This window comes from Pseudomonas sp. MYb2, assembly GCF_002979955.1.
Classification (GTDB): Bacteria; Pseudomonadota; Gammaproteobacteria; order Pseudomonadales; family Pseudomonadaceae; genus Aquipseudomonas.
The window spans coordinates 211723-238561 of record NZ_PCQC01000004.1; the positions used below are offsets into that span (position 1 = coordinate 211723).

The 26839-nt window shown below is 60.2% G+C and carries 24 protein-coding genes; 12 read left to right on the plus strand and 12 right to left on the minus strand.

What is annotated here, in order from left to right:
- Positions 1-469 precede the first annotated feature (469 nt).
- The 4 genes from CQ009_RS08365 to CQ009_RS08380 form a co-directional block, all read right to left on the minus strand.
- Entirely contained in the window at positions 470-838 is a 369-nt protein-coding gene (locus CQ009_RS08365) for an endonuclease domain-containing protein (RefSeq protein ID WP_064387953.1), read from the minus strand.
- A 332-nt stretch (positions 839-1170) separates the two neighbouring features.
- The gene (fecA, locus tag CQ009_RS08370; protein ID WP_105705540.1) at positions 1171-3504 is read right to left on the minus strand and encodes a TonB-dependent Fe(3+) dicitrate receptor FecA; all 2334 of its coding nucleotides are present in this window, start codon (positions 3502-3504) and stop codon (positions 1171-1173) included.
- 179 nt (positions 3505-3683) lie between these two features.
- A complete protein-coding gene (locus CQ009_RS08375; protein WP_105705542.1) occupies positions 3684-4616 on the minus strand; it encodes a FecR domain-containing protein in 933 nt (310 codons plus the stop codon).
- Positions 4613-5101, minus strand: a complete 489-nt coding sequence (locus CQ009_RS08380; protein WP_064387950.1) for a sigma-70 family RNA polymerase sigma factor — start codon at positions 5099-5101, stop codon at positions 4613-4615. Before CQ009_RS08380 ends, CQ009_RS08375 begins: the two co-directional genes overlap by 4 nt.
- Before the next feature lie 188 nt (positions 5102-5289).
- On the opposite strand from CQ009_RS08380, the gene CQ009_RS08385 reads away from it, so the two are divergent.
- From CQ009_RS08385 to CQ009_RS08410, 6 genes are all read left to right on the plus strand, one after another.
- Positions 5290-5595, plus strand: coding sequence for a DUF3649 domain-containing protein (locus CQ009_RS08385; protein WP_016986986.1), 306 nt, complete (start codon positions 5290-5292; stop codon positions 5593-5595).
- Positions 5592-7178: a PepSY domain-containing protein gene (locus CQ009_RS08390; protein ID WP_105705545.1), complete on the plus strand. Its 1587-nt coding sequence runs from the start codon at positions 5592-5594 to the stop codon at positions 7176-7178. The genes CQ009_RS08385 and CQ009_RS08390 overlap by 4 nt, the downstream gene beginning before the upstream one ends.
- Positions 7178-7504: a DUF3325 domain-containing protein gene (locus tag CQ009_RS08395; RefSeq protein ID WP_105705547.1), complete on the plus strand. Its 327-nt coding sequence runs from the start codon at positions 7178-7180 to the stop codon at positions 7502-7504. Before CQ009_RS08390 ends, CQ009_RS08395 begins: the two co-directional genes overlap by 1 nt.
- A gap of 1 nt (position 7505) precedes the next feature.
- Entirely contained in the window at positions 7506-8072 is a 567-nt protein-coding gene (locus CQ009_RS08400) for an RNA polymerase sigma factor (protein WP_105705549.1), read from the plus strand.
- The gene (locus CQ009_RS08405; protein ID WP_105705551.1) at positions 8069-9058 is read left to right on the plus strand and encodes a FecR family protein; all 990 of its coding nucleotides are present in this window, start codon (positions 8069-8071) and stop codon (positions 9056-9058) included. Before CQ009_RS08400 ends, CQ009_RS08405 begins: the two co-directional genes overlap by 4 nt.
- 206 nt (positions 9059-9264) lie before the next feature.
- Positions 9265-11694, plus strand: coding sequence for a TonB-dependent receptor (locus CQ009_RS08410; RefSeq protein WP_105705553.1), 2430 nt, complete (start codon positions 9265-9267; stop codon positions 11692-11694).
- 214 nt (positions 11695-11908) lie between these two features.
- On the opposite strand, the gene CQ009_RS08415 is transcribed toward CQ009_RS08410, so the two are convergent.
- On the minus strand, positions 11909-12784 hold the full coding sequence (locus CQ009_RS08415) for an AraC family transcriptional regulator (RefSeq protein WP_064387944.1): 876 nt from the start codon (positions 12782-12784) through the stop codon (positions 11909-11911).
- Positions 12785-12923: 139 nt separating this feature from the next.
- On the opposite strand from CQ009_RS08415, the gene CQ009_RS08420 reads away from it, so the two are divergent.
- Positions 12924-13826, plus strand: coding sequence for a DMT family transporter (locus tag CQ009_RS08420; RefSeq protein WP_064387943.1), 903 nt, complete (start codon positions 12924-12926; stop codon positions 13824-13826).
- A gap of 27 nt (positions 13827-13853) precedes the next feature.
- On the opposite strand, the gene CQ009_RS08425 is transcribed toward CQ009_RS08420, so the two are convergent.
- The 4 genes from CQ009_RS08425 to CQ009_RS08445 all read right to left on the minus strand — a co-directional run bounded on the left by CQ009_RS08425 (position 13854) and on the right by CQ009_RS08445 (position 17803).
- Positions 13854-14363 (minus strand): DUF2165 family protein, encoded by a 510-nt coding sequence (locus CQ009_RS08425; RefSeq protein WP_064387942.1) that lies wholly within the window; start codon positions 14361-14363, stop codon positions 13854-13856.
- A 155-nt stretch (positions 14364-14518) separates the two neighbouring features.
- Positions 14519-15493: a D-glycerate dehydrogenase gene (locus CQ009_RS08430; protein ID WP_105705555.1), complete on the minus strand. Its 975-nt coding sequence runs from the start codon at positions 15491-15493 to the stop codon at positions 14519-14521.
- A 707-nt stretch (positions 15494-16200) separates the two neighbouring features.
- Positions 16201-16575, minus strand: a complete 375-nt coding sequence (locus CQ009_RS08440; RefSeq protein WP_105705557.1) for a DUF6124 family protein — start codon at positions 16573-16575, stop codon at positions 16201-16203.
- A 259-nt stretch (positions 16576-16834) separates the two neighbouring features.
- On the minus strand, positions 16835-17803 hold the full coding sequence (locus tag CQ009_RS08445; RefSeq protein ID WP_007914118.1) for a LysR family transcriptional regulator: 969 nt from the start codon (positions 17801-17803) through the stop codon (positions 16835-16837).
- 307 nt (positions 17804-18110) lie between these two features.
- Between CQ009_RS08445 and CQ009_RS08450 the strand changes: the two genes are divergently transcribed.
- The 4 genes from CQ009_RS08450 to CQ009_RS08470 all read left to right on the plus strand — a co-directional run bounded on the left by CQ009_RS08450 (position 18111) and on the right by CQ009_RS08470 (position 23010).
- Positions 18111-19610 (plus strand): efflux transporter outer membrane subunit, encoded by a 1500-nt coding sequence (locus CQ009_RS08450; RefSeq protein ID WP_105705559.1) that lies wholly within the window; start codon positions 18111-18113, stop codon positions 19608-19610.
- A 140-nt stretch (positions 19611-19750) separates the two neighbouring features.
- The gene (locus tag CQ009_RS08460) at positions 19751-21943 is read left to right on the plus strand and encodes an FUSC family protein (RefSeq protein ID WP_105705561.1); all 2193 of its coding nucleotides are present in this window, start codon (positions 19751-19753) and stop codon (positions 21941-21943) included.
- Positions 21933-22133, plus strand: coding sequence for a DUF1656 domain-containing protein (locus CQ009_RS08465; protein ID WP_007914106.1), 201 nt, complete (start codon positions 21933-21935; stop codon positions 22131-22133). Before CQ009_RS08460 ends, CQ009_RS08465 begins: the two co-directional genes overlap by 11 nt.
- Before the next feature lie 10 nt (positions 22134-22143).
- On the plus strand, positions 22144-23010 hold the full coding sequence (locus CQ009_RS08470; protein WP_064393321.1) for an HlyD family secretion protein: 867 nt from the start codon (positions 22144-22146) through the stop codon (positions 23008-23010).
- Between the two features lie 114 nt (positions 23011-23124).
- On the opposite strand, the gene CQ009_RS08475 is transcribed toward CQ009_RS08470, so the two are convergent.
- Both CQ009_RS08475 and CQ009_RS08480 read right to left on the minus strand, forming a co-directional pair.
- On the minus strand, positions 23125-23523 hold the full coding sequence (locus CQ009_RS08475) for a hypothetical protein (protein WP_064393320.1): 399 nt from the start codon (positions 23521-23523) through the stop codon (positions 23125-23127).
- A complete protein-coding gene (locus CQ009_RS08480; protein ID WP_105705563.1) occupies positions 23520-24890 on the minus strand; it encodes an MFS transporter in 1371 nt (456 codons plus the stop codon). The genes CQ009_RS08475 and CQ009_RS08480 overlap by 4 nt, the downstream gene beginning before the upstream one ends.
- 110 nt (positions 24891-25000) lie before the next feature.
- Between CQ009_RS08480 and CQ009_RS08485 the strand changes: the two genes are divergently transcribed.
- Positions 25001-25882 (plus strand): LysR family transcriptional regulator, encoded by an 882-nt coding sequence (locus tag CQ009_RS08485; protein WP_064393318.1) that lies wholly within the window; start codon positions 25001-25003, stop codon positions 25880-25882.
- Positions 25883-25988: 106 nt separating this feature from the next.
- On the opposite strand, the gene CQ009_RS08490 is transcribed toward CQ009_RS08485, so the two are convergent.
- Entirely contained in the window at positions 25989-26813 is an 825-nt protein-coding gene (locus tag CQ009_RS08490) for an SDR family oxidoreductase (RefSeq protein WP_105705565.1), read from the minus strand.
- Positions 26814-26839 lie beyond the last annotated feature (26 nt).

Genomic DNA, 26839 nt, shown 5'->3' on the forward strand with positions numbered 1-26839 from the left:
TGGATTCGGGTGATGTACTTTCAGGTTTATGAATTTCTGAAGCATCCCGCCATCAGTGCCCCCTCTCTCCGGGAGAGGGGGCCGACCGAGGTGTCTGAAGAGGTACGTTGACCTGAAAAGACGGAGTCGATTATGGATTCGGCTGATGTACTTTCAGGTTTATGAATTTCTGAAGCATCCCGCCATCAGTACCCCCTCTCTCCGGGAGAGGGCCGACCGAGGTGTCTGAAGAGGTACGTCGACCTGAGAGACCGAGTCGATTATGGATTCGGGTGATGTACTTTCAGGTTTATTTCTGAAGCATCCCGCCATCAGTACCCCCTCTCTCCGGGAGAGGGGGCCGACCGAGGTGTCTGAAGAGGTACGTCGACTTGAGAGACCGAGTCGATTATGGATTCGGTCCAATACGTTCAGGTCGATGCATTTCTAAAGCATCCCCCGGTCAGTCCCCTCTCCCTCTGGGAGAGGGTTAGGGTGAGGGCATTTTTCGATTCGCCGCAATTCTTATGATTTGCTCTAGCACATCGTCCATCTGCTGGATCATCTCAAGATTACTGAAGCGCACGACTTCAATGCCCTTTTGGTTCAGATAGCGTGTCCGGCGCTGGTCATGAATCAGTCCCGACGTTTCATAGTGCTGACCACCGTCCAGTTCAATCGCCAATTTCAGCTCGGCACAGTAAAAGTCCAGCACATAGGGCGGACAGGGAAACTGCCGGCGAAATTTCAGATTGGCGATCTGGCGGGAGCGGAGTTTTTGCCACAGCAGGTGTTCGCAGTCGGTTTGATTGACGCGTAGATGGCGAGCGAATTGGGCGAGGGTAGGGCGAGTTTGCATGCTTCACGATCCTTGTGAAGTTGGTTTGAAGTTTTACTTTAGACCAAGACCCGCTGACCTGCTGACCCTCACCCCAGCCCTCCCGAAACGTCGGACCGCCCGGAGGGAGAGGGGGCCGACCGAGGTGTCTTGCGGGGTACATCGACCTGAAGACCGAGTCGATTATAGATTCGGCAAAGCGGTTTCAGGTCGAGTCGATTATGGATTCGGCACAGCACGTTCAGGTCGGCGTAGCTCGCAAGCATCCCCCAATCAGTCCCCTCTCCCTCTGGGCGGTCCGACGTTTCGGGAGGGCTAGGCGGGCGGCGTTCCGATGAGGGGCTTTTCAATCCTCAGAACGCCACAGAAGTCTGCACATAAACCGTCCGAGGCTCCCCCACATACTTGCCCTTGTTGTTGTCATCAAACGAACGCGTGAAGTACTGCGTGTTGAAGATGTTTTTCACCCCCACCGCGACATTCAGATCCGCCAGCTGCGGCCCGAAGTCATACCCCGCGCGGCTGCTGAACAGCATGTAACCGGGGATCTTGCCGGTGCTGCCGTCGGCGCTTTCTTTCGAAGTGTTGGCGTTGTCGGCGAACTGGTCGCTCTGGAAGCTGCTGTCGAGGTTCAACTTCCACGGCCCTTCGGTGTATCCGACGCCAAGCGTGCCTTTGTGCTTCGAAGAAAACGGCACGCGATTGCCTTTGTTCGGCCCGTCTTCGCGGATGGTCGCGTCAACGTAGGCGTAAGTGGCGTAGACATCGAAACCGGCCAGCGCCGGGCTCAAGTCATCCAGCGCGTAGTTGACGCTGGTCTCGATGCCTTGATGGCGAGTTTCGCCACGGGCGATCACCGAGTCGTTGGTCTGGTTGCTTTCGTACTGATTGTCGAAGTTGATCAGGAATGCGCCAATCTCTGCCCGCAACGCGCCGTTGTCATAGCGCGTGCCGAGCTCCCAGGTGCGGGCCTTTTCCGGTTTCACTTCGCCGCTGCTCACGCGGTTGGGCATCTGGCTGTACTGCACGCTGCCGAACGAACCTTCGGTGTTGGCGTACAGGTTCCAGCTGTCGGTCAGGTGATAGAGCACGTTCAGCGCCGGCAGCGCGGTGTTGTAGTCGCCCTTGTATTTGACGTTGGTCAGGTTGTTGGTCTGCTGCGAGTCGATCATCTCGTAGCGCACGCCCGGGGTGATCGTCCATTTGCCGATGTCGATGCGGTCATCGACGAAGAACGCATTGGCCTCGGTGCCGCCGCGGGTGTCGCGGTCATTGCGGCTGTTGGTGGTCGGGTATTCATTGCTGGCGATCGGCGTGCGGTACCGCAGTTCGTGGCCGGCTTCGTTGATGTAGCGGTAGCCGACGCCGACTTCATGACTGGTCGGACCGAGGTCGAAGCCTTGGGCGAAACGGGTTTCCAGGCCGCGTACCCAATACTCGCGCGGCGACAGCGAAAGGAATGTGCCCTGATCCAGATAACCGCTGCGCAGGGTTTTGGTGAAGAACGTGTTGGCGGTGAACTCGCGGCGATCTTCCTGATAGCGATAGCCAAAGTTGAACAGGGTGCGGCGGCCCCAGAACTGATCTTTGAGGCGCGTCGATTGATAGGGATCGGCGTCGTAATCGGCGACATTCAGGCCGCCGGGCATGTCGGCCTTGCCTTCGTAATACTGGGCCATGGCGTTGAAGCTGTTGGCCTCGTCGAGCTGATATTTACCCTTGAGGATCAGGTCGTCGATCTCGGTGTCGCTGTGTTCACGCCAGTCACCGCCACGCGTGCCGGAGTACAGCAGGGCGCCGCCGAGACCGTTGGCATTGGTGCCGCCGGCCAGCAGGTTGGCGCTGGTCTTGAAGCCGTCATGGCTCGACGATGGACTGGTTTCGGTCTGGAAGCCGCCCTTGACCGTCGGCTCATCCGGGATGGCGCGTGTCACGAAGTTGACCACGCCGCCGACGTTCTGTGGGCCATAGCGCACAGCGCCGCCGCCGCGTACGACGTCGACGGCATCCATGTTGCCCATGCTGATCGGTGCGAACGACAACTGTGGCTGACCGTAAGGTGCGAACGGCACCGGGATGCCGTCCATCAACACCGTCGAACGTGCAGCCAGACGCGGGTTCAATCCACGAATACCGAAGTTGAGTGCCATGTCGTGGCTGCCGGTGCCGTTGTTTTCCGGGGCGTTGACGCCGGGGATACGGTTGAGCACGTCGCGGGCCTGGGTCGCCCCCTGGCGTTCGAATTCTTCGCGGCGGATCACGTCACGGGCACCAGGATGTTCGAAGACGTTGATCTGCGCCGCGTCGCCGAGCCAGTCACCGACGACTTTCGAGGTGTCCAGCTCCAGCGCCGCATCGCCCGCCGATTGCAGGCTGAAGGCGTTATTGCCCTCGGCGCGTGCTTGCAGGCCGGTGCCCTCGAGCAATGCATTCAAACCTTGCTCGGCTGTGTAGCTGCCTTCCAGGCCACGGCTTTGCACGCCGTTGGTGACTTGCGAGCCAAAAGAAATCAGCACACCCGCTTCTCGGCCAAACTGGTTGAGCGCACTTTCCAGCGACGATGGCGCGATGTGATAAGCCTTGGCATCGGCGGCCAGTGCGGCAGGCATGGCACTGAAACTCAGGCTGGCGCCGAAGACGAGGTTGCGCAGGCTGCGAGCCATTGGCGTGAGGCGGGTGGGGTGCATGTCGGATGATCCTGAGAAGGTTGAATCAAGGGGGCTTTCCTTCTCTGTCACGCCAGATCCGAAAAACGGCTCATTTATTTTTCAATGATCAAAAGATCGCAGCCTTCGGCCGCTCCTACCGGAAATATGCATTCCAAATGTAGGAGCTGCCGAAGGCTGCGATCTCTTGATCTTGCTTTTTAAACCCGCGCTTCGACGGTCACCCAGTAGCGGGTGAAGCGCTTCACTTTCACCGGCAAGCTGATTTCCAGCAGATCGAGAATTCGCTCACTGTCGTCCAGCGGATACGTCCCGGAGATCAACAGATCGGCGACTGTTTTATCGCAATTGAGCTGCCCGCGACGGTAACGGCCGAGTTCATCAAGGAAGTCGCCGAGGCGCATGTGCGCCGCGACCAGCATGCCGTCGGCCCAGGCGCCGCTGTTGGCATTCAGCGGTTTTGCTGCGCTGACGGATGTCGAGGTGAAACTCGATTCGCGCGCGACCGGCAGCAACATTGGCGCGCGTCCATTGCTGCTCAGTTCGACGCGACCGTCGAACAGCGCGACCTGCGTACGATCGGCAAACTGGCGCACGTTGAGACGTGCACCGTGGGTTTTCAGCGTGCCCTGCGCCGTGCGCACTTCGAAGGATTGCGCGGCAGTCAGGAGGATTTCGCCTTCGAGCAGACGAATCAGGCGTGCTGAAGTGTTCACATCCACCGCACTGGCGGTGTTGAGCTGCAACTGATCGCCAGCACCGAGCGCCACTTTGCGCCGCTGGCCGACCGGACTGCGGTAATCGGCGAGCATTGACGGCAGCGGGTTGTGTTCGCGCACGCTCCAGGTGACGGCTGAGCCGGCGCCAAGAATCAGCAGCAGCTTGAGCGCCTGACGACGGCTACCCGACTTCGGCCCGTTCAGCGCCGCATGCGCCAACGGTGAAGACACACCGCGCAAGCGCTGGTTGACCCGTTGAATGTGTTCCCATGCGCGCTGATGTTCGCTGTGCGCGTCCAGCCATTGTTGCCAGGCCTGTTGCTGACGCGGGGTGAGTGCGCCTTGCTGCATTTCCATCAGCCAGTGCACGGCCTGTTCGGCCACTTGCGAAGAGAAATCCGGGGCGCGGTTCATAGGGCGAAGTAGCAACGCATCGCCGCTTTGTTCAGATGCCGTTTGACCGTGGCCACGCAAATGCCGAGTTCCGCAGCGATCTGTGGATAGGTCAGGCCATCGACCTGCGCCAGCAGAAAGGCGCGTTTGACCTGACGCGGCAAGCCGTCAAGCAATTGATCCAGCTCCATCAGGGTTTGCAGGATGATCGCTTTGTCTTCTTCCGACGGCGCGACCATCTCCGGCATCTGCGCCAAGGTATCGAGATAAGCGCGTTCGAGGTCTTGCCGGCGGTAATGATTGAACAGAACGCGCTTCGCCAGCGTGGTGAGGAAGGCGCGCGGCTCGTTGATCACCGGTGGCTCGCGGGCGGTCAGCAGCTTGATGAACGTGTCCTGCGCCAGGTCCGCTGCGCTGTCCGGGCAGCCGAGTTTGCGCCGCAGCCAGCCAGTCAGCCAGCTGTGATGAGCCTGATAGAGCGATTCGACGGGGTGGGCGGACGACAACGGTGAACTCCGGGCGCTTTCTTGACGCGGTAGAGAGTACGTTAGAGAACAAGAACTGTTCGCATTGTAGGGGGTGAAGCGCTCAGCCGGCAATCAGATGCTTTTGCATATGAGAATATTTATCATTAATATTGCTCGCCTAGCAGTCCGGCACATCGGCCGGACGTTTTTCGTTTCAGGGTCGAAACATGAAAGGCAAACTCGCCACACTTCCCATGTCCTACCGTCTGGCGGTCACCTCGCGAGTATTGGCGGCGGTGTTCGGCGGCTATCTGGTTGCCGCGCTGGCCAGCGTCACCCTGACATTGTGGTTGCCGTTGAGCCGCGCTGAAGCCGTGGTCACCGGCATGACCATTTCGTTTCTGGTCTATCTGGTCGCCGTACTGTGGTGTTTCGCATGCCGCACCGCATGGTCGGCGTGGGTCGGTTTGTTGGTGCCGAGCGTGATTCTGGCGACCATTTCCGGTGCTGCACGTGGATTGGGGCTGGCATGAAAGAAGGTTTCCGTCAGGCGATGGCCTGGCTGCACACCTGGACCGGATTGCTGTTCGGCTGGTTGCTGTTTGCGATTTTTCTGACCGGGACGCTGGCCTATTTCAAAGATGAAATCAGCCACTGGATGCAGCCGGAAATCCCGGCGCGCTCGGTGAGTGCCGAGACGAGCCTGACCCTGGCCCAGGATTATCTGCAGCAACATGCCGCTGGCGCCTCACGCTGGCTGATCGATATGCCTGATGCCCGCGATCCCGGGCTGACCGTGCGCTGGCAGCAAGCGCCGGCCAATCCCGGCGAGCGCGGGCGCTTCGAATCGAAAACCCTCGACGCACAAACCGGCACCGAAGTGCAGGGCCGAGAAAGCATGGGCGGCGAGTTTTTCTACCGCTTCCACTTTCAGTTGCAGATGCCTTACCCGTGGGGCCGCTGGCTGGCGACCATCGCTGCGATGGTGATGTTCGTCGCGCTGATCACCGGCATCATCACCCACAAGAAAATCTTCAAGGACTTCTTCACCTTCCGCCCGCGTAAAGGCCAGCGTTCCTGGCTCGACGGGCATAACGCCGTCGGCGTGCTGGTGCTGCCGTTTCACTTGATGATCACTTACAGCAGCCTGGTGATTTTCATGTCGATGGTCATGCCGGCGAGCATCGTCGCGTCTTACGGCAGCGACGTGCGCAAGTTCTACGACGAAGTATTTCCCGCCTCGAAGACTCCCGAGCGGGCCAACGTGAGCGCAACACTCGCGCCGATGGCGCCGCTGTTGGCCAAGGCCAGCGAGCAATGGTCGGGTGGCGCCACCGCACGCCTGTCAGTGAACAATCCGGGCGACGCCAATGCCAGCGTGGTGCTGTCACGCGCCAGTGATCGCGTGGTGCATGATTTCGGCAGCGCCGTGACCTTCAACGGCGTCACCGGCGAGCGGCTCGGCAGCACACCGGAACAACCGGTGGCGATGGCCGTCGGCGGCGCGTTCTATGGTTTGCACATGGGCCATTTCGCCGGCCCGGTTTTGCGCTGGCTGTACTTCATCTGTGGCCTGGCCGGGACGGCAATGATCGGCACCGGGCTGGTGATCTGGCTCGGCAAGCGTCAACTCAAACACGCCAAGAGCGGTGTGATGCCGTTCGAGTTGCGAATGGTGGAAGTGCTGAACATCGCCAGCATGGCCGGGCTGGTTTCGGCGGTGGCGGTGTTCTTTCTGGCCAATCGTCTGTTGCCGGTGAGCCTTGCCGGACGTGCGGATTGGGAAGTGAATGCGTTCTTCATCGCTTGGGGTTTGAGTGTGGTGCACGCGTTGTGGCGTCCGGGGCGCAAGGCCTGGATTGAACAGCTTGTGCTGGGCGCTGCACTGTTCGTCGCGGTGCCGCTTGTCAATGCGCTGACCACGCCGTGGAACCTTGCTGCAACCCTGATGCAGGGCGATTGGACCTTGGCCGGTTTTGATCTGACGTGCGTCGCAACAGGTCTCTTCCTGGCGTGGGCTGGGTGGAAAATGCAGCGCGCCGCAAACACCGCCAGCGCCAAAAAGCCCCGTCGCGAAAAGGCTGCGCCGATCATCCTTGAGCAAGGGGCGAACTGATGCTGTTGCCTTTGTTGCTCACCTACGCCGGATTCACCGCGTTGTGCCTGTCGATGCCTCGGCACCACGATGAACTGCTCGGGCAGAAGCCTTCTGAGCGTCGTCGCCAAGGCCTGAAAATCGGCGGATGGTTGTTGCTGTGCTTGTCGCTCGCGGCAGCGGTGAAGGCCAACGGCTTGAGCTTCGGTCTGGTCGACTGGTTCGCCGTGCTGATGCTCAGTGCGCTGGCCTTGGTGTTGCTGCTGCCGTATCGCCCGCGTTTGGCCTTGGCACTGGCCGGATTGAGCCTGTTGGCCAGTCCGGTCGCGGCCTGGGCGCAATGCTGAGGTGCTGATCGGTCTGCCGCCAGAATCGCGCGACGACGAGCCGCGTGGCGCACGTGCGCATTTTCTCCAGGTTTTTCTGTCCCAGCGTTCGCAAATGGAAGCGCTGGTGAGCCGGCGCGTCGGTTGCCGGGCGACGGCGGCGGATCTGGTGCAGGACCTGTTTCTGCGCTTCTGGCGACGGCCGCTGGTGCAGGTCGAAGAACTCAGCACCTACCTTTTGCGCTGTGCCGGCAACATTGCCATCGACCATCTGCGCAGCGAAGGCACGCGCACACGGGTCAATGAAGGCTGGCAACCGGACGAACCGCACAGCCACGGCAGCGAGCCGCAAGCCGCGCTGGAAGCGGGCAACGATTTGCGCCATGTCGAAGCGGCGTTGCGTGCGTTGCCCGAGCGTACTCGACAGATCTTTTTGCTCAATCGCATCCACGGTCGCAAGTACGCGCAAATCGCCAAAGCCATGGGCCTTTCCCAAAGTGCTGTGGAAAAACATATGATGCGCGCCCTCGAGGCCTGCAAGGCCAGCCTGCGCGAACCCGCGCCACGTCCGCCAGGGAAAGCACCGTGAAGCACACCGATTGCATCCGTCCGACGCCCGCTCAGGAGCAGGCCGCACTGGCCTGGCTGAGCCTGTTGCACGATCGTCCGAGTGCTGGCGATCAATTGACATTCAGCCAATGGCTGCGCGCCGATCCGGCCCACGCCGAGGCATACGCGCAGGCGCAAGTGCTCTGGGAATTGAGCGAAGGTCCGGCGCAGACACTGGCCGCTGAAGAGGCGTTGGCGTTGCAGGGCTATCTCGATGCGATGGCGCGCCCGCGTCGTTCGCCGCTGTTGCGTTGGTCCGCAGCGCTGGCGATGGCGGCGTGTCTGCTGTTGATGGTCAGCCTCGGTACGGGCTGGCAGCCGCAGCGTTGGGTCGAAGATCTCGGCGCGGATTACGTCTCGGCCCCCGGTGAAATTCGTACGGTGACCCTGGCCGATCAATCGCAAGTCACGCTCGATGCCGACAGCGCCATTGCCGTGGATTTCAGTCACGGCGAGCGGCATGTGCAGCTGCGTCGCGGTGCCGGTTTTTTCAGCGTGACGCACACCGGTGATCCGTTTGTGGTCGAGGCCGAGCAGGGCGAGGCGCGGGTGCTCGGTACGCAATTCGAAGTGCGCCTGCAGCCACACGGCGCGCAGGTCACGGTGCTGTCCGGGCGCGTTGGGGTAAAGGCCGATCGTCAAGGCGAACAGCAGATTCTCACGGCCGGGCAGCAGGTGGCTTACGGTGACGGCGCGGCGGAAAAACTTCACGCGACGGACAGTGAGGCGCAACTGGCTTGGCGCCAGGGCTGGCTGACGTATTACAAATCGACGCTGGCCGAGGTGGTTGAAGATCTGCGGCGTTATTACCCGGGGCGGATTGTTGTGCTCAACGACGAGTTGGCGGCGCGCAAGGTCAGTGGCAGTTTTCCGAGCAAGGATCCACAGGCGGTGCTCAGTTCCCTGCAGGGAGTGATGGGGTTTGAGCAGCATCAGGTGTTGGGGCATCTGATTATTTTGCGTTGAGGCGGCTAAAGCCATCGCGAGCAGGCTCACTCCTACAGGGGAACGCATTCCAAATGTAGGAGTGAGCCTGCTCGCGATGGCGCCCGATCGAACACCACAAAAAATAATTTTCAAATGTTGGTGAGGTAAACATCTGCCCCATCCGTGTAGTGACTGAAACTGCGATCCATTCGCATCCGTAGCGGTTCTACACAGGTCATTGAGCAATGAAGTCCAGGGCAAAATCGGGTTCGGTCAAACAGTGGTTGGGCGTGTCGGCGTTGAGTTTTTCGGCATTGGCGTTGTTGCCGACGAGCATGACGCTCGCCGCTGAAGCGGCCAGCAGTCAGACGCAAAAACAGTTCAATTTCGCCTTGGCCGCCAAACCGCTTCCCCAAGCCCTCAGCGACTTCAGTCGTGTCACCGGGCAGAGCGTGGTCTACACCGATGAAGCGCCGTACGGCCTCACTGCACCGGCGGTCAACGGCCAGATGAACGCCGAACAGGCGTTGCAGCGCCTGCTCAGCGGCTCGGGCCTGAGCTTCCGCCGCACCGACAGCCATACCTTGGCGCTGGAACCGAAACCGACTGAAGGCGCGCTGAACCTTGGCGCCACCACCATAACCTCGTTGCGCAACGACTCAATGAGCTATCAGCCACCGGAAACCAGCTCGGTGATGCGTTCCTCGGCCTCGCTGCAGGAAGTCCCGCAGACAGTCAACGTGATTGCGGCACAGGTCATCCGCGATCAGGCCCCGCGCAATCTCGACGATGCGCTGGCCAACGTCAGTGGCATCACTCAAGGCAACACGCTCGGCAGCACGCAAGACTCGGTGATGACGCGCGGCTTCGGTGACAACCGTAACGGTTCGATCATGCGCGACGGCATGCCGATCGTGCAGGGCCGTGGCATGAACGCCACGGTCGATCGCGTCGAAGTGCTCAAGGGGCCGGCCTCGTTGCTCTATGGCATTCAGGACCCGGGCGGCGTGGTCAATATGGTCAGCAAGAAACCCGAACTGACGCCGTACAACGCGCTGACCTTGCGTGGCTCGACCTACGGCGACGGCAAGAATGGCAGTGGCGGCACCTTCGACAGCACCGGTGCACTGGGCGATACCGGTTTGGCCTATCGCATGGTGCTTGATCATGAAGACGAAGATTACTGGCGCAATTTCGGCACCCATCGCGAAACCCTGATCGCGCCGTCGCTGGCCTGGTTCGGCGAAAGCACCAAGCTGCTGTTCGCTTACGAACACCGTGAATTCCTCACGCCGTTCGACCGTGGCACGCTGATCGATCCGCGCACCAATCATCCGCTGGATATCTCGCGCAACGAGCGTCTGGACGAGCCGTTCAACGACATGGAAGGGCGTTCCGACCTCTACCATTTCGAAGCTGACCACGAACTCAACGACGACTGGAAAGCCCACTTCGGCTACAGCTGGAACCGTGAAACCTACGACGCCAGCCAGGTGCGTGTCACCGCCATCAACACCAAAAACGGCACACTGACCCGCAGCATGGACGGCACCCAAGGCGCGATCAGCACCGACCGTTTCACCACCGCCAGCCTTGAAGGCAAAGTCAACGTGCTGGGCCTGCAGCATGACCTGGTGTTCGGCGTCGACGACGAATATCGCAAGATCTACCGTGCCGACCTGATCCGCCAGAAAAGCCTGAGCACTTTCAGCTACGTCAGTCCGGTGTATGGCCGTGAAGTCGAAGGCACCACCGTCAGTGCCGCCGACAGCGCGCAGACCGATGAACTGCGCAGCGATTCGATCTTCCTGCAGGACTCGATCCACCTCACCGACCAGTGGATTCTGGTCGCTGGCGGGCGCTTTCAGGAGTACGACCAGTACGCAGGCAAAGGCGTGCCGTTCAAGGCCAACACCGACAGCAACGGCCAGAAGTGGGTGCCACGCGCCGGTCTGGTGTATCGCTACACCGACGCCTTGTCGTTCTACGGCAGCTACACCGAATCGTTCAAACCCAACTCGACCATCGCCCCGTTGAGCGGCAGCAGCACCGTGCTCGACGGCAGCATTGCACCGGAAGAAGCCAAGTCATGGGAGCTGGGCGCGCGCCTCGATATGCCGGGACAAATCACCGGCAACATCGCGCTGTTCGACATCAAGAAACGCAACGTGCTGGTGGCCAATTCCGAAGGCCCGACGACGATCTACAGTGCGGCCGGCGAAGTGCGCTCCCGTGGTCTGGAAATGGATCTGACCGGTCAGTTGAGCGAGCACTGGAGCATGATCGGCAGCTACGCCTACACCGATGCCGAAGTCACCGAAGACCCGGACTACAAAGGCAAGCGTTTGCAGAATGTGGCGAAGAATTCCGGTTCATTGTCGGCGGTGTATGACTTCGGCAGCGTGATCGGCGGTGATCAGCTACGCGTTGGCGCTGGCGCTCGTTATGTCGGTGAGCGTGCCGGTAACGCGGTGAATGATTTTGATCTGCCGAGCTACACCGTGGCCGATGCGTTCGCCACTTACGACACCAAGGTTGAAGGGCAGAAGGTCAAGTTTCAGCTCAATGTGAAGAACTTGTTTGATCGCACTTACTACACCTCGGCGGCGAGCCGGTTCTTCGTGTCGATGGGCGATTCGCGGCAGGTTTCGCTGTCCAGCACTTTGGAGTTTTAAGCCAAGATCAAAAACCCCTCATCGGAACGCCGCCCGCCTAACCCTCTCCCCGAGGGAGAGGGGACTGACCGGGGGATATTCCAAAGGTACACCGACTTGAACGTGATGCTTTGAATACATAATCGCTTCGGTGTTTCAGGTCGACGTATAGCGCCAGACACCTCGGTCGGCTCCCTCTCCCTCAGGGAGAGGGCTGGGGTGAGGGGAAAAGGCTTCAACGCAAAAACGCCAGCCGATATTCGCCCGGCGTCCCGCCCAGAACCTGCTTGAACCGATTAGTGAAATGACTCGCGCTGGCAAACCCGCACGCCAGCGCAATCTCCCCCAACGGCAGCGAAGTGCTGCGCAACAACTCCCGCGCCCGGCTCAAGCGCCGCGCCAGCACGTATTGATGCGGTGGCAGGCCGAAGCTCGTACGGAACATCCGCGCAAAGTGGTATTCCGACAACGCACACATCCCGGCCAGTTGTCCGAGGCTGATCGGTTCGGCCAACTGACTGTCGATGAACTCCACCAATTGCCGGCGCTGATGCGGCGCCAGGCCGCCCTTTAGCCGCAAGCCCTGACGAGCACCGACCTGGCTGAGCAGCGTGTGGCTGAGCAGTTCATGGGCGAGGCTGCTGGTCAGCAAACGTTCCGCGGGCTCATCCCAGTTCAACGTCAGCAACTGGCGAAAGCGCTGCGCCTGCTGCGGGTCTTCAAGAAAGGTCTGTTCACGCAATTGCATTTCCCGTGGCTCGCGATCCAGCAGCGTGACGCAACCCAGGGCAAATTGTTCGGCGCTGAAATACAGGTGCGCGAGGCGAATATCGCCGTTGATCACCCAGCCGGACTGGTGATCCGCCGGCAGAATGCACAACTTGTCCGGCCCGCCTTTGTGCCCCGGTTGCCCGCGACGAAAGGTGCCGGTGCCGCCCGCGATATAGCAGGAAAGAGTGTGATGACTCGGCGCCTCGTATTCCTGGGCGTCATGGTGATTGGTCCACAGGGCCGCAGACAAACCGTCACCGAGTTCGGCGCTATGCACGAGACGTGCATTGGGCGAACGGTTAAGTGCCTGAAAGACTTGCAGGGTATCGATGGCGGACATGATCGTTTCTCTCCAACGCCTTGCATCCTACTCCGTAGGCGCCGCCCTGCCAGCCCGGCGGGCGACAAAAGCGCAAGATTGTGCAAGCGCAGTCTGGCAGATGCAGTCGACACTCAAGGCCTATCGAGGAGCCTCTGTCATGAATCTTTCGTTGTATCTGCTGACCGTGCTGATCTGGGGCACCACCTGGATTGCCCTGAAATGGCAACTGGGCGTGGTGGCGATTGCGGTGTCGATCGTTTATCGCTTCGGCCTCGCTGCACTGGTGCTGTTTGCATTGCTGCTGCTCAGTCGGCGTCTGCAACCGATGAACCGGCGCGGTCACCTGATCTGTGTCGCGCAGGGGTTGTGCCTGTTCTGCGTGAACTTCATGTGTTTCCTGACGGCCAGTCAGTGGATTCCCAGCGGCCTGGTAGCAGTGGTGTTTTCCACCGCGACATTGTGGAACGCGCTGAATGCGCGGGTGTTCTTCGCTCAGCGTATTGCGCGCAATGTGCTGATGGGCGGTGCGCTGGGGCTGTCTGGCCTCGGCATGTTGTTCTGGCCGGAACTGGCCGGGCATCAGGCTACCCCGCAAACCTTGTTCGGTCTCGGTCTGGCGCTGTGCGGCACGCTGTGTTTCTCGGCGGGCAACATGCTCTCGAGCCTGCAACAGAAGGCCGGCCTCAAGCCGCTGACCACCAATGCCTGGGGCATGGCCTACGGTGCTGCGATGTTATCGCTGTGGTGCCTGGTCAAAGGTATTCCGTTCGACATGGACTGGTCATCACGCTATGTCGGGGCGCTTTTGTATCTGGTGATACCGGGTTCAGTCATCGGCTTCACCGCTTATCTGACGCTGGTCGGGCGCATGGGGCCGGAACGGGCTGCCTATTGCACGGTGCTGTTCCCGGTGGTGGCACTGAACGTTTCTGCGTTTGCTGAAGGTTATCAGTGGACAGCGCCAGCACTGGCCGGCCTGGTACTGGTGATGCTGGGTAACTTGTTGGTATTTCGCAAGCCTCGGCCAGCGCAACTTTCAGCGCAGGAAAAGTTAGCCTGATCGCTTTGAAGATCGAGCGCTTATTTATCACTGCTCGATCTTCAGAATGATAAAAATCATTAGCGGGAATATAAAGTCGACTATATGCCTTGCCCAGTCCTTGGCGTTCCAGATTTCCGAGTTGTCCATGTCGAACCATTCGACGCCAACGACTTGCAGGCAGAAGTAGTAAATGAATATTGCGATCAACAAACCGATAACCGCATACTTTTTGGCTTCATGAAAAACCGCTGCCGATTGTTTTATTTTTCGGTAAAGGTGATAAGTGCCCACGAGGCAGAAACTTGTATAGAGCGCCTCCAGCGTTATGATCAGCCAGTAGATCCGGTGGTGCAGCATGGGGGAAGTGATTGCCCGATAGCGTATATTGGGGTTTTTCAGACTGGTGTCCATGCTCAGAACATGGCCGACATACTCATAATTTGAAGCATAGTCGGTAAAGTTGCTGAACATCACCAGAATTCCAAAAAAGCTTATAAGTGCCATGAGGATGACTTTACTATATCGTACTATTTCGTCGGTGCTAAGGCTGTTCAAGGTTAAATCTCTCCATAACTTATTGTCGTGAATTCGATAGTTGAGGAGAGTTTATAACGGTTGTTTCGGGTTTTGGTTCGGGTTCAATTACAAGGTGTGTGTTTCATTGTGTTTTTTAATAAAACGGGCAAGTACTGTCGTACTTGCCCGTTCTGTCATCCGCGCCAGACTTGCGGGTTGACCAGATCCTGCGGGCGTTCGCCGAGCAAGGCGCTGCGCAGGTTGGCGAGGGCACGGTTGGCCATGGCTTCGCGGGTTTCATTCGTGGCCGAGCCGATGTGCGGCAGGGTTACGGCGTTTTTCAACTGGAACAGTGGCGACTCGGCCAGCGGTTCTTTTTCGTAAACGTCCAGACCGGCACCGCGAATGCGGTTGTTTTGCAGGGCTTCGATCAGCGCGGGTTCGTCGACGACCGGGCCACGGGAGATGTTGACGAGGATGGCGCTTGGTTTCATCAAGGCCAATTCGCGGTGGCTGATGAGGTGGCGGGTTTTGTCGCTGAGTGGCACGACCAGGCAGACGAAGTCGGCTTCAGCCAGCAGTTGGTCGAGGCTGCGAAATTGCGCGCCGAGTTGTTGTTCAAGGTCGGTTTTGCGGCTGTTGCCGCTGTAGATGATCGGCATGTTGAAGCCGAGGTGGCCACGGCGGGCGATGGCGGCACCGATGTTGCCCATGCCGATGATGCCGAGAGTTTTGCCGTGTACGTCACAGCCGAACAGCGGGGCGCCGACGCTGGCTTGCCATTGGCCGGCCTTGGTCCAGGCGTCGAGTTCGGCGACGCGGCGGGCGCTGCTCATGATCAGTGCAAAAGCCAGATCAGCGGTGCTTTCGGTGAGGACGTCGGGGGTGTTGGTGAGCATGATGCCGCGGTGGTTGAAGTAGTCGAGGTCGTAGTTGTCGTAGCCGACGGAGACGCTTGAGACCACTTCGAGTTTGGTCGCGGTTTCGAGTTGGGCCTGGCCGAGTTTGCGGCCGACGCCGATGAGGCCGTGGGCGTGGGGCAGGGCTTCGTTGAATTGGGCGTTGATGTCGCCGGTTTTTGGGTTGGGGACGATGACGTCGAACTCTTGTTGCAGGCGTTCGATCATTGGCGGGGTGATGCGGCTGAAGGCCAGGACAGTCTTTTTCATTGCTGAGGGCTCGACGGGCTTGATTGCAAGCAAGCTAACATTTTCTCGCTTTGATTGTCTCGGGGGGCTTGGCGGCCTTTGGGCCGACCATGTTCTTGGGGTTTGGGTGTATATCCGTTTTTTTGGTGATGGCGGCTTAGGGTTCCGCCCTTACGGCGGGTCACTTTTTCCAGACGCCGAAAAAGTAACCAAAAAGGCTTGCTCCTACGTGCGGCCCGCTCGCTGGGGCTCGGGGTTCCTTCGCTCCGGGATCGATCCGGGGGCAGCGCCTACGGTTTGCTTCGCTGCACCTCCTCTCGCTGTGTTTGGCTGCGCCAAACGGTCGCTGCGCTCCCACCCCCGGATCAATCCCTCCACTCAGCCTTCCGACGTCGCTCGTGGATCAAGATCAAAAGCTTTGTCGAGCTTGCGCTCATCCTGTGTAGGAGCTGCCGCAGGCTGCGATCCTTTGATCTTGCTTGTGCTTTTTGTAGGAGTAGAGCTTGCTCGCGAAGGCGGCCTGACAGCCGACCCATTTCTTTCAGACCGCACACAATTCCTGTGGGAGCCTGGCTTGCCAGCGATGGCGGCCTGACAGCCGACCAGTTCCTGCCAGATGTACTCAATCCAACTGTAGGAGTGAGCCTGCTCGCGATAGCGGTGTGTCAGACGCCGTAAATATCGAGTGTGCTGACGTCTTCGCGAGCAGGCTCGCTCCCACAGGGGAATCAGTTGTGGGTTGGGGGTTGGGCTATTTCGTGGTTATCCAGCGCCCGGTTCACCGCCAGTTCAGCCAGCATGATGATCTGCTGAATCGCCAGGATCGTCCGTCGTTGCGGCAGGTCGATGTAGGCGGCGATGTCGCTGGTCATGAGGCTCGCCTGTGCCAGGGATTCGCAGGCGTGGACCAGCAGGCTTTCGCTGTCCTGTTCCGGGGCGACCTGGAACATGGTGCTGGGTTTGTGGAAGCGCAGGGTGAGTGCGTTGGGTTTGAGGTAGTGGTCGAGGGCGCGTTCGGCGGCTTCGTGGAATCTTTTTGAGCCGGGGAATTCGTAGGGGGTGGTATCTTCGTTTGCAGATGGATTTTGAGCAGGATTGAGCACGGTGAAACTCCTTGAAGTGCTCCATTCATAATTCGGACGACCAAGCCCGGTCGCTGATTCGTCAGCGACACCCAAAGCCAATCCACCTCACTTCCGACAGACAACCGACGCGACCTGTCGGAAACATCCGCGAAATCCTCAATCTGTAGGAGCTGCCGTAGGCTCGGGCCGCGTTCGGACGATCTTTTGATTTTTAAACGGCAAGATCAAAAGATCGCAGCCTGCGGCAGCTCCTACAGGGGCGTGGTGTGTTTAAACGTCAGTTGGCGACTCGGGCGCCGGCGAGGCTGCCGCTGAGTTCGTAGGCGGCCAGTTCGGCTTGGTGTGCGGCGAGGATTTCTGGCAACGACCCGCGCAGGTATTCGACCCACGTTTTGATCTTCGCATCCAGGTACTGCCGCGAAGGGTAGATCGCATACAGGTTCAATTCCTGCGAGCGGTAGTTCGGCATCACCCGCACCAGCGTGCCGTTGCGCAAGCCTTCAATCGCCGCATACACCGGCAACACGCCCACGCCCATGCCACTGGTGATCGCGGTTTTCATCGCGTCGGCGGAGTTCACCAGAAACGGCGAACTGTTGATGGTGACCATTTCCTGGCCTTCCGGGCCGTCGAAGGCCCATTTCTCCAAGGGGATCACCGGGCTGACCAGGCGCAGGCAGGCGTGGTTGAGCAGGTCGCTGGGCTTTTGCGCGGCGCCGTTGGCTTTCACGTAGGCCGGTGAGGCGCAGACGATGCTGTAGGTGATGCCCAGGCGTTGCGAGACAAAGCCCGAGTCCGGCAATTCGCTGGCGAGCACGATGGACACGTCGTAGCCCTCGTCGAGCAGGTCCGGCACGCGGTTGGCCAGGGTCAGGTCGAAGGTCACATCCGGGTGAGTCTTGCGGTAGCGGGCGATGGCGTCGATGACGAAGTGCTGGCCGATGCCGGTCATGGTGTGCACTTTCAATTGCCCGGCCGGGCGCGCGTGGGCGTCGCTGGCTTCGGCTTCGGCCTCTTCGACGTAGGCGAGGATCTGTTCGCAGCGCAGCAGGTAGCGTTTGCCCGCTTCGGTGAGGGCGATGCGCCGCGTGGTGCGGTTGAGCAAGCGGGTTTGCAGGTGGGCTTCCAGGTTGGAGACCGCGCGCGAGACGTTGGCGGTGGTGGTGTCGAGTTGCACGGCGGCGGCAGTGAAGCTGCCGGCTTCGGCGACACAACTGAAGGCGCGCATGTTTTGCAAAGTGTCCATGGGGTGCTCTCAAGGGAGATGGCAAATTGTGACACGAAGTTTCAGGGGCGAGACCCCCGACCAAGGGATTATCTCGTTAACCGTAACAAAGATTCACAGAAATCCCAGCTTATCGCCATTGAGGGCGCCCCCTAGAATTGCGCCGATTCCTGTAGGAGCTGCCGAAGGCTCGGGCCGCGTTCGGACGATCTTTTGATTTTGTTTTAAGGGAATCAAGGTCAAAAGATCGTCCGAACGCGGCCCGAGCCTGCGGCAGCTCCTACAGAGAACACGCCCCGCCTTATCCTCTTCTCAGGAATTCGCAGCTGTGCCGCGTCGCATCAACAGAGCGCTTTTGCCGCTCAGTGTTCTGGCTTTTACCCTGGGTCTTGGCGGCTGCATCTCAACGGACGGAATTGCCCCGCAGGGCAACGCGTTGGACGCCAATACACTGGCCACCGACGACGCCATCGCCCACGCCGCCCGTGACGCCAACTGGCCCACCGCGCAATGGTGGCAAGCCTACGGCGACCCGCAACTCAACCGCTGGATCGGCCTCGCCGTGCAAGGCAGCCCGACCATGGCCATGGCCGCCGCGCGGGTGCGTCAGGCCAAAGCCCTGGCCGGCGTTACCGAAGCGGCGGAGTCGTTGCAGATCAACGGCGAATCGACGCTCAAACGACACAACTGGCCGACCGATCAGTTCTACGGTCCGGGCGAGCTGGCCAACACCACCACCTGGGACAACAACGCCGCACTGGGTTTCAGCTACGCCCTCGACCTCTGGGGCCGCGAAAGCAATAGCAGCGAGCGGGCGGTGGATCTGGCGCACATGAGTGCGGCCGAAGCGCGGCTGGCGCAGCTGGAATTGCAGTACAACATCGTTCGCGCCTACATCGAACTGTCGCTGCATTACGCGCAGCGCGACATTGTTGACGCGACGCTCAAGCAGCAACAGCAGATTCTCGATCTGGCGCAGAAGCGTTTGAACGGCGGGATCGGCACGCACTTCGAAGTCAGCCAGGCCGAGACGCCGCTGCCGGAAACCCATCGGCAAATCGATGCGCTGGACGAAGAGATTGCCCTCAGTCGCAATCAGTTGGCAGCGTTAGCCGGTAAAGGGCCGGGCGAGGGCGCGCAGTTGCAGCGCCCGACATTGTCCCTAGGTGCGGCATTGAAACTGCCGTCAGCGTTGCCCGCCGAACTGCTCGGCCAGCGTCCGGACGTGGTCGCCAGTCGCTGGCAAGTCGCGGCACAGGCTCGCGGGATCGATGTGGCGCACGCCGGGTTTTATCCCAACGTCGATCTGGTCGGCAGCCTCGGTTACATGGCCACCGGCGGAGGTGCGCTGGAGTTTTTGACCGGCAAGAAACTCAACTACAACGTCGGCCCGGCGATCTCGCTGCCGATCTTCGACGGTGGCCGACTGCGTGCCGAATTGGGTGAAGCCTCCGCCGGTTACGACATCGCCGTGGCGCATTACAACCAGACGCTGGTGAATGCACTGAAGAACATCTCGGATCAGTTGATCCGCCGCGAGTCGATGGACAAGCAGCAAGGCTTCGCTGCCGAGTCGGTGGCCACGGCGCAGAAGACCTACGACATCGCGATGATCGCGTATCAGCGCGGCCTCACCGATTACCTCAACGTGCTCAATGCGCAGACGTTGCTGTTCAAGCAGCAGCAAGTGCAGCAGCAGGTGCAGGCGGCGCGGTTGAGTGCGCATGCGGAGTTGGTGACTGCGCTGGGCGGGGGCCTTGGTGCCGGCAACGACGTACCGTCGGCCGAGAAAACCCAAGCGCCGAAAACCCCGGCCCTCCTACGTTGAACACACAACCCATTGTAGGAGTGAGCCTGCTCGCGATAGCGGTGCATCAGTCGACAGAAATGTTGAATGTGAAATGGCTATCGCGAGCAGGCTCACTCCTACAGGGACCGCGTCTTGCCTGAATCCATGAGCACAATTAAATGACTCCCTTGCCCGCACCTCTGCGCTGGCTCTACTCCCTGGAATGGCGCCGTGGTTTCTTCGACTGGGCGCGCAGCGATGGCGTGACCTGGGTCTACATCTTCAAGGTGTTGCTCGCCGCATTCCTCACGCTGTGGCTGGCCATGCGCCTGGAATTGCCGCAGCCGCGCACGGCGATGATCACCGTGTTCATCGTCATGCAGCCGCAAAGCGGCCAGGTGTTCGCCAAGAGTTTCTATCGCTTCCTCGGGACGCTGGCCGGGTCGGCGATGATGGTCGCGCTGATTGCGTTATTCGCGCAGAACACCGAACTGTTCCTCGGTTCGTTGGCGATCTGGGTCGGCATATGCTCGGCCGGTGCCGCGCGCTGCCGTAACTTCCGGGCTTATGGTTTTGTCCTCGCCGGTTATACGGCAGCGATGGTCGGCTTGCCCGCACTGGCGCACCCGGACGGCGCATTCATGGCGGCGGTGTGGCGGGTACTGGAGATCTCGCTGGGTATTCTCTGCTCGACCCTGGTCAGCGCCGCGATCCTCCCGCAAACCGCCAGCGCCGCCATGCGCAACGCCTTGTATCAGCGCTTCGGCGTGTTTGCGCTGTTCGTCACCGATGGCCTGCGCGGGCGCAGTAAAGCCGAGTCTTTCGAGGCGAGCAACGTGCGCTTCATCGCCGAAGCGGTGGGCCTTGAAGGCTTGCGCAGTGTGACCGTTTTCGAAGACCCGCACATGCGCCGACGCAACGGTCGCCTGAGCCGTTTGAACAGCGAATTCATGGGCATCACCACGCGCTTCAACGCCCTGCATCAGTTGCTTGAACGCCTGCGCGTCAACGGCGAAGAGCACGTTGTCGCGGCGATCAGACCGGGCCTGCAGGATCTCGCCGAAGTGCTCGACGGCTTCAGCGGCCGCGCCCTGACCAGCCCCGATGCCGCTCGTTTGGCGACAGCGCTGGCGAGCTACAAAGAAGGCCTGCCGACGCGTGTGCGAACCCTTCGCGGGATCTTTCAGGACACCGATCCAAGTGAAGCCGAACAACTGGATTTCCACACCGCGTACGAATTGCTCTATCGCTTCGTCGACGACCTGCACAGTTATGCACAGACCCACGCGTCACTCGCCGATCACCGACACGAACGCGAGCGCTGGGATGAACCGTTCACCCCGCAAACCAACTGGTGGGCCGCTGCGGCATCAGGCATTCGCGCCTCGTTTATTCTGGTGGTGCTCGGCAGCTACTGGGTCGCCACCGCGTGGCCAAGTGGCGCGACCATGACCCTGATCGCCGCCGCCACCGTGGGCCTCTCCGCCGCTACGCCGAACCCGAAACGCATGGCATTTCAAATGGCCTGCGGCACCTTCCTCGGCGCATTGATCGGCTTCGTCGAGATGTTTTTCATCTTCCCGTGGATCGACGGTTTCCCTTTGCTTTGCGTGATGCTCGCGCCAGTGATCGTGCTCGGCTCGTTCCTCACCTCGCGGCCGCAATACGCCGGGGTCGGCCTCGGTTTGCTGATCTTCTTCAGTACCGGTTCAGTGCCGGACAACCTGACCATTTACAACCCCTACACCTTTATCAACGACTACATCGCCATGGTCATGGGCATGCTCGTTTGCGCGGCAGCCGGGGCAATTATTTTGCCGCCGAACAGCCGCTGGCTGTGGAAACGTCTGGAGCAGGATCTGCGCGGGCAAGTGGTCTACGCGATCAGCGGCAAACTCAAAGGCCTGGCCTCGAGTTTCGAGAGCCGCACCCGCGATTTGCTGCATCAGGCCTACGGTCTCGCGGCGGGTGAGCCGAAGGTGCAAAAGAACCTGCTGCGCTGGATGTTCGTGGTGCTCGAAGTCGGCCACGCGATCATCGAGTTGCGCAAGGAGCAGGCGATCCTGCCAGTGCACCCGGCCTATGCCGAATCGCAGCCGTGGCGCCAGGCGATCCGCGTGATGGGCCGCGCGCTGGTGCGACTGTTCCTGCAACCGAACTCCAGCAATCTCGAGCGCGCACTGGTCGCCGTCGACCATGCGATCAGCCGCGTGGCGGCGACCGATGAGCCGTTCGCCCCACACTTCGATACCTCCGCATTGCGCCGGGTGAAGAGCTATCTGCACTTTATCCGCACCTCGCTGCTCGACCCGCAATCACCGCTCGCCGCGTTCGCCCCCGCCAAGCCCGAAGGACTTGCCCATGCCTCGTGAAATCGCCTTCCACGGCGTGTACATGCCGACCATGACCCTGATGTTTTTCATCGCTGCGGCACTGGCCTGGGCGGTGGACCGGTTCTTGTCCGGCTTCGATTTGTACCGTTTTTTCTGGCACCCGGCGCTGCTGCGTCTGAGTCTGTTTACCTGTCTGTTCGGCGCCATGGCGCTGACTGTCTACCGTTGAGAACGATCTGATGAAAAAGTTTTTCAGCCTGCTCGCGACCCTGCTGGTGCTGGCCCTGGCGCTGTGGATCGGCCGCACGTTGTGGGAGCACTACATGAACACGCCGTGGACGCGGGATGGTCGCGTTCGCGCCGACATCATCAACGTCGCCGCCGACGTTACCGGCGAGGTGATCGACGTGCCGGTGCGTGATAACCAACTGGTGAAAAAGGGCGATTTGCTCATGCAGATCGACCCCGAGCACTACCGCATCGCCGTCAAACAAGCGCAGTCGCTGGTCGCTTCGCGCAAGTCGACGTGGGAGATGCGCAAGGTCAACGCCCATCGCCGCGCCGACCTCGACAACCTGGTGATCTCCAAGGAAAACCGCGACGACGCCAGCAACATCGCCGACGCCGCCCTGGCCGATTACCAACACGCGCAGGCGCAACTTGAGGCCGCCGAACTCAATCTCAAACGCACCGAAGTGCGCGCCGCCGTCGACGGTTATGTGACCAACCTCAACGTGCATCGCGGTGACTATGCGCGCATCGGCGAAGCGAAAATGGCCGTGGTCGACATGAACTCGTTCTGGGTTTACGGCTTCTTCGAAGAAACCAAACTGCCCCACGTGAAAGTCGGCGACAAAGCCGACATGCAGTTGATGAGCGGCGAAGTGCTCAAGGGCCATGTGGAAAGTATTTCCCGTGGCATCTACGACCGCGACAACCCGGAAAGCCGTGAGTTGATCGCCGATGTGAATCCCACCTTTAACTGGGTTCGGTTAGCGCAGCGCGTGCCGGTGCGCATTCACATCGATGAAGTGCCGGAGGGTGTGCTGTTGGCGGCGGGGATTACCTGTACGGTGGTGGTGAGTCAGGAATCTGTTGATAACTGATAGATCGCGTCGTCTGCATCGCGAGCAGGCTCACTCCTACACACCGAAGATCCCTGTAGGAGTGAACCTGCTCGCGATAAGAGCGACCCGGTATTTCAGACCAATACCGAACCATCACTCAGCGCAAAACGTCTCCTGCAAATGCCGCCAGACCACCCGCCCGGCGGCGGTCTGTTCAAACACCACCGTCGAACGCCGATCCGTATTCAATCCACTCGCGTCCGTCTGCTGCTCGCGGTAACTCACCGTCGCACCGCGCTCGTGTAATGCAATCCCGCAGAGTTCGCTGAGCTCAATTTTGAACCCGCGCTTCTTACCTCCAGCCATCTGAAACAAGCCGCTCAACACCTCGAAATCCAACACCCGGCCAAGCGGCGAAACCATGGAGAACTCAGGCGAAAATCGCGCTAGCAGTCGCTCCAGCTCAGCGTCGTCTCCCTCCACGGCAAACCATCGCTCGATGGCTTCGTGTGCCTGAATCACTTCCTCAAAATATTCGCTGTAGTCAGTCATGTAGATTTTTCCTTGGGTAATTGTGAAGTCAGCAGCGCGAGCACTGCCGTCGAATCGAACCGCAAAACACTGACCATCGGCAGCAACGTGAGCAGCGCAGCGGCCAGGAAGCAGTAGCGAAAACCCTCACCACCCAAAGCCCCCAACAAGGAGCTGAGCAACGCCGCGCCGAGGCAGAAACCGAGCTGACGATTGATGTTCCACAAGGCACTGGAGTGGCCCATTTTTTCTGGTGTGATACCGACAAACGCCAATGTCTGCGCGCTGACGCTGCACAGGCTGCCGCCAAGGCCCATCAGGGCGTAGGCGATGATCAGCGGCGTGCTGGCGGGTTGTTCGATGCGCATCAGCAAGACGATACCGAGGCATTGCAAAAGCATGCCGGCACTCAGCAACGGCTTGGGCCCGACTCGGTTGAAGCTGCGTTTTCCGAGCAGGATCGCTACGCCCGAACCCGCCGCCCACGGCAGCATCAACGCACCGGTTTGTGCGGCGCCGACGCCGAGGTTGTGCAGGTACAACACGGCGATCATGTGGGTGCCGGTGAAGACGCCGGGCACGCACAGGTAGATCAGCATCGCCAGGCGCAAAGACGGATTCTTGATCAGTTGCAGTTCGAGGATCGCGTCGGGTTTGCGCCAGCCGTCACGCAGATAAATACACAGTGCCAAGAAGCTGAGCGCGAGGGTGAAGAGGCCGGGGATGCGGGTGTCTGTTTCACTCACCAGGCTTACGGCGATCAACAATAAACTCAGCGCCGTCGCGGCCAATAGCAGGCCGCGAGCATCCAGCGTCGGGCGTTCAGCCGAAGGCTGATCGGGTTTCAACCAGAACAGACCAAGGCCAAAAGCGAGCAGCGCCACCGGCAAATTCAGGTAGAAAATCCACCGCCAGGACAACGCCTGAACAATCAATCCGCCCGCTGCCGGCGACAGTGCCGGCACCATCAGCGCCACCAGCAACACCACACCGGTGAAATGCGCGCGCTGCGACGGCGCAAACTGTCGATACGCCAACGCTTGGCCGACCGGCAGCAGCAACCCGCCACCCAGCCCTTGCAACAACCGCCAACCGATCAAACTTTCAATCGAGCCCGCTTGCGCCACCAGAGCAGAGCCGAAGCCAAACAACAGCAGCGATGCGAGGATCAGTCGACGCTCACCGAATCGCGCCGCCAGCCATACGCTCAGCGGAATGATCAGCGTCAGGCCGAGCATGTAGGCATTGGTGATCCACGCCAGTTGTGTCACCGACGCTTGCATTTGTCCGGCGATGTCAGGGTAGGCAATGCTGGCGACGAACATGTTCAACAAGTCGAGGGCGAACCCCAACAGATACACCAGCGCGACTTTCGAGCGATAAGCCATGGCAGCTTCCCTGTGATGAGACGTGCAGGGTAGGGGGCTTTCAGTCATAGGAAAACGCTGGTTTGGCTGCTAGTTTGTCAAAATATTTTTGACATGGGGGTGGGCTGAATATGGTCAGTCTGGATCGTTTTGACACCTTTAAAGCCGTGGTCGAGGCCGGGTCGTTGACCGCTGCGGCCGAAACTCTGGGCCAGACGCGAGCGGTGGTGAGCTTCAATCTCAAACGGCTAGAAGAAGAGCTGGGCGTGACTTTGCTCACCCGCAATACGCGACAACTGGCACTGACTGACGCTGGCGAACGTTTTTATCGACGCTGTTTACGCACCCTGGACGAGGCACGATTGGCGATCGAGGAAGCGCGTTCGGAGCATTCACAGCTCAAAGGCACGTTGCGCATCACCACCACGGTGGAGTTTGCCCTGGCACAGGTGGTGCCGGCGCTGGAGGTGTTTCGTCAACAGCAGCCACAGTTGAATATTCACCTGTCGACCTCCTCGACTCACGCCGATCTGATCTCCGAACGCTTCGACATGGCGATTCGCCTGGGGCGCATGCACGACTCCAATCTGCGCGCGGTGCAGCTGTCGACATTCGAGGTGTTTGCGGTGGCCACGCCTGCGTTGATCGAGCGCTTTGCCCCGGTTGCCACACTGGCGACGCTGGAGTCGATGCCAACGCTGGGGCACGGACGGGTGCCGGAAATGACCGTGAGCGATCCACACGGCGTGGAGCATTTCTACCAGCCCAAACCGGGTACCACGGCTATCGTTGCGGACAACTCGGCGACGCTCAGGGCGTTTGCGTTGACCGGGCAGGGTGTGGCGATTTTGCCGCAATGGCTGATTCAGGACGATCTCGATGCGGGACGGTTACAACGGTTGTTGGCGGACTACCGTTTTGCTCAGCAAGGGGTGTATGCGCTGTATCCGGATACCCGGCATTTACCGTTGAAGGTGCGAGCGTTCATTGATTTCATGAAGGGTTGGGGCTGAGGGTATGCGTTGCCAGGCCAGGCCTCTTCGCGAGCAGGCTCACTCCCACAGGAAAACGCATTTCAAATGTGGGAGCGAGCCTGCTCGCGAAGGCGTCAACCCGGTCTCAAAGTTGCCCACCCAACCCGAACCGCTTCATCAACACCGACTCCAGCAACCCCTTCGGCAACAACGCCGCCAACAGCGGCAACGCCCGGCTGCCATTGCCAATCCGGATTAGCCGTGGCGGTTTGCTCTGCTGCACAGCCTTGAGCAGTTCAGCCGCAAACTCACTCGCCGGTGTCGGCTTATCCTGCGAGGCCTTGGCCCGGGCGCGAATGCCCTCGCGCAATGGAAACCACGGCGATTGTTCATTGATCAACTGCTCGGCCTCGTGCCCTGCATTTTTGGCAAAGCTGGACTGAATCGCCCCCGGCTGCACCTCCATCACACGAATACCGAACGGCGCCAGCTCCATGCGCAAGGCATCGGTCAAGGCATGTACGGCGGCTTTCGACGCGCAATACGCACCGGCAAACGGGGTGACCAAAACCCCGGACACACTGCCGATGTTCACCACCAGCCCCTTGGCCCGGCGCAATACCGGGAACAGTGCACGCGTGACGCCGACAATCGAAAACACATTGGTCTCGAACTGGCGTTGCATTGCCGTTACACCGCCATCGAGCAGTGGCCCCATGGCGCCATAACCGGCGTTGTTGATCAGCACATCGAGGCCGCCATGTTGCTGGTTGATCCGCTCGCCGAGTTGCTCCAGCGCCACGCTGTCATTGACGTCCAGCTGCACCGCAGTAAATCCGGCACGGCTCAGAGCTGCTACATCGTCAGCCTTGCGCGCACTGGCCCAGACTTCATAACCCGCCGCTTTGAACGCATCGGCAAGGGCGCGGCCAATGCCGCTGGAACAACCGGTAATCAACGCAACGGGCATGGCGCATTCCTTGTGCAAAAAAATCG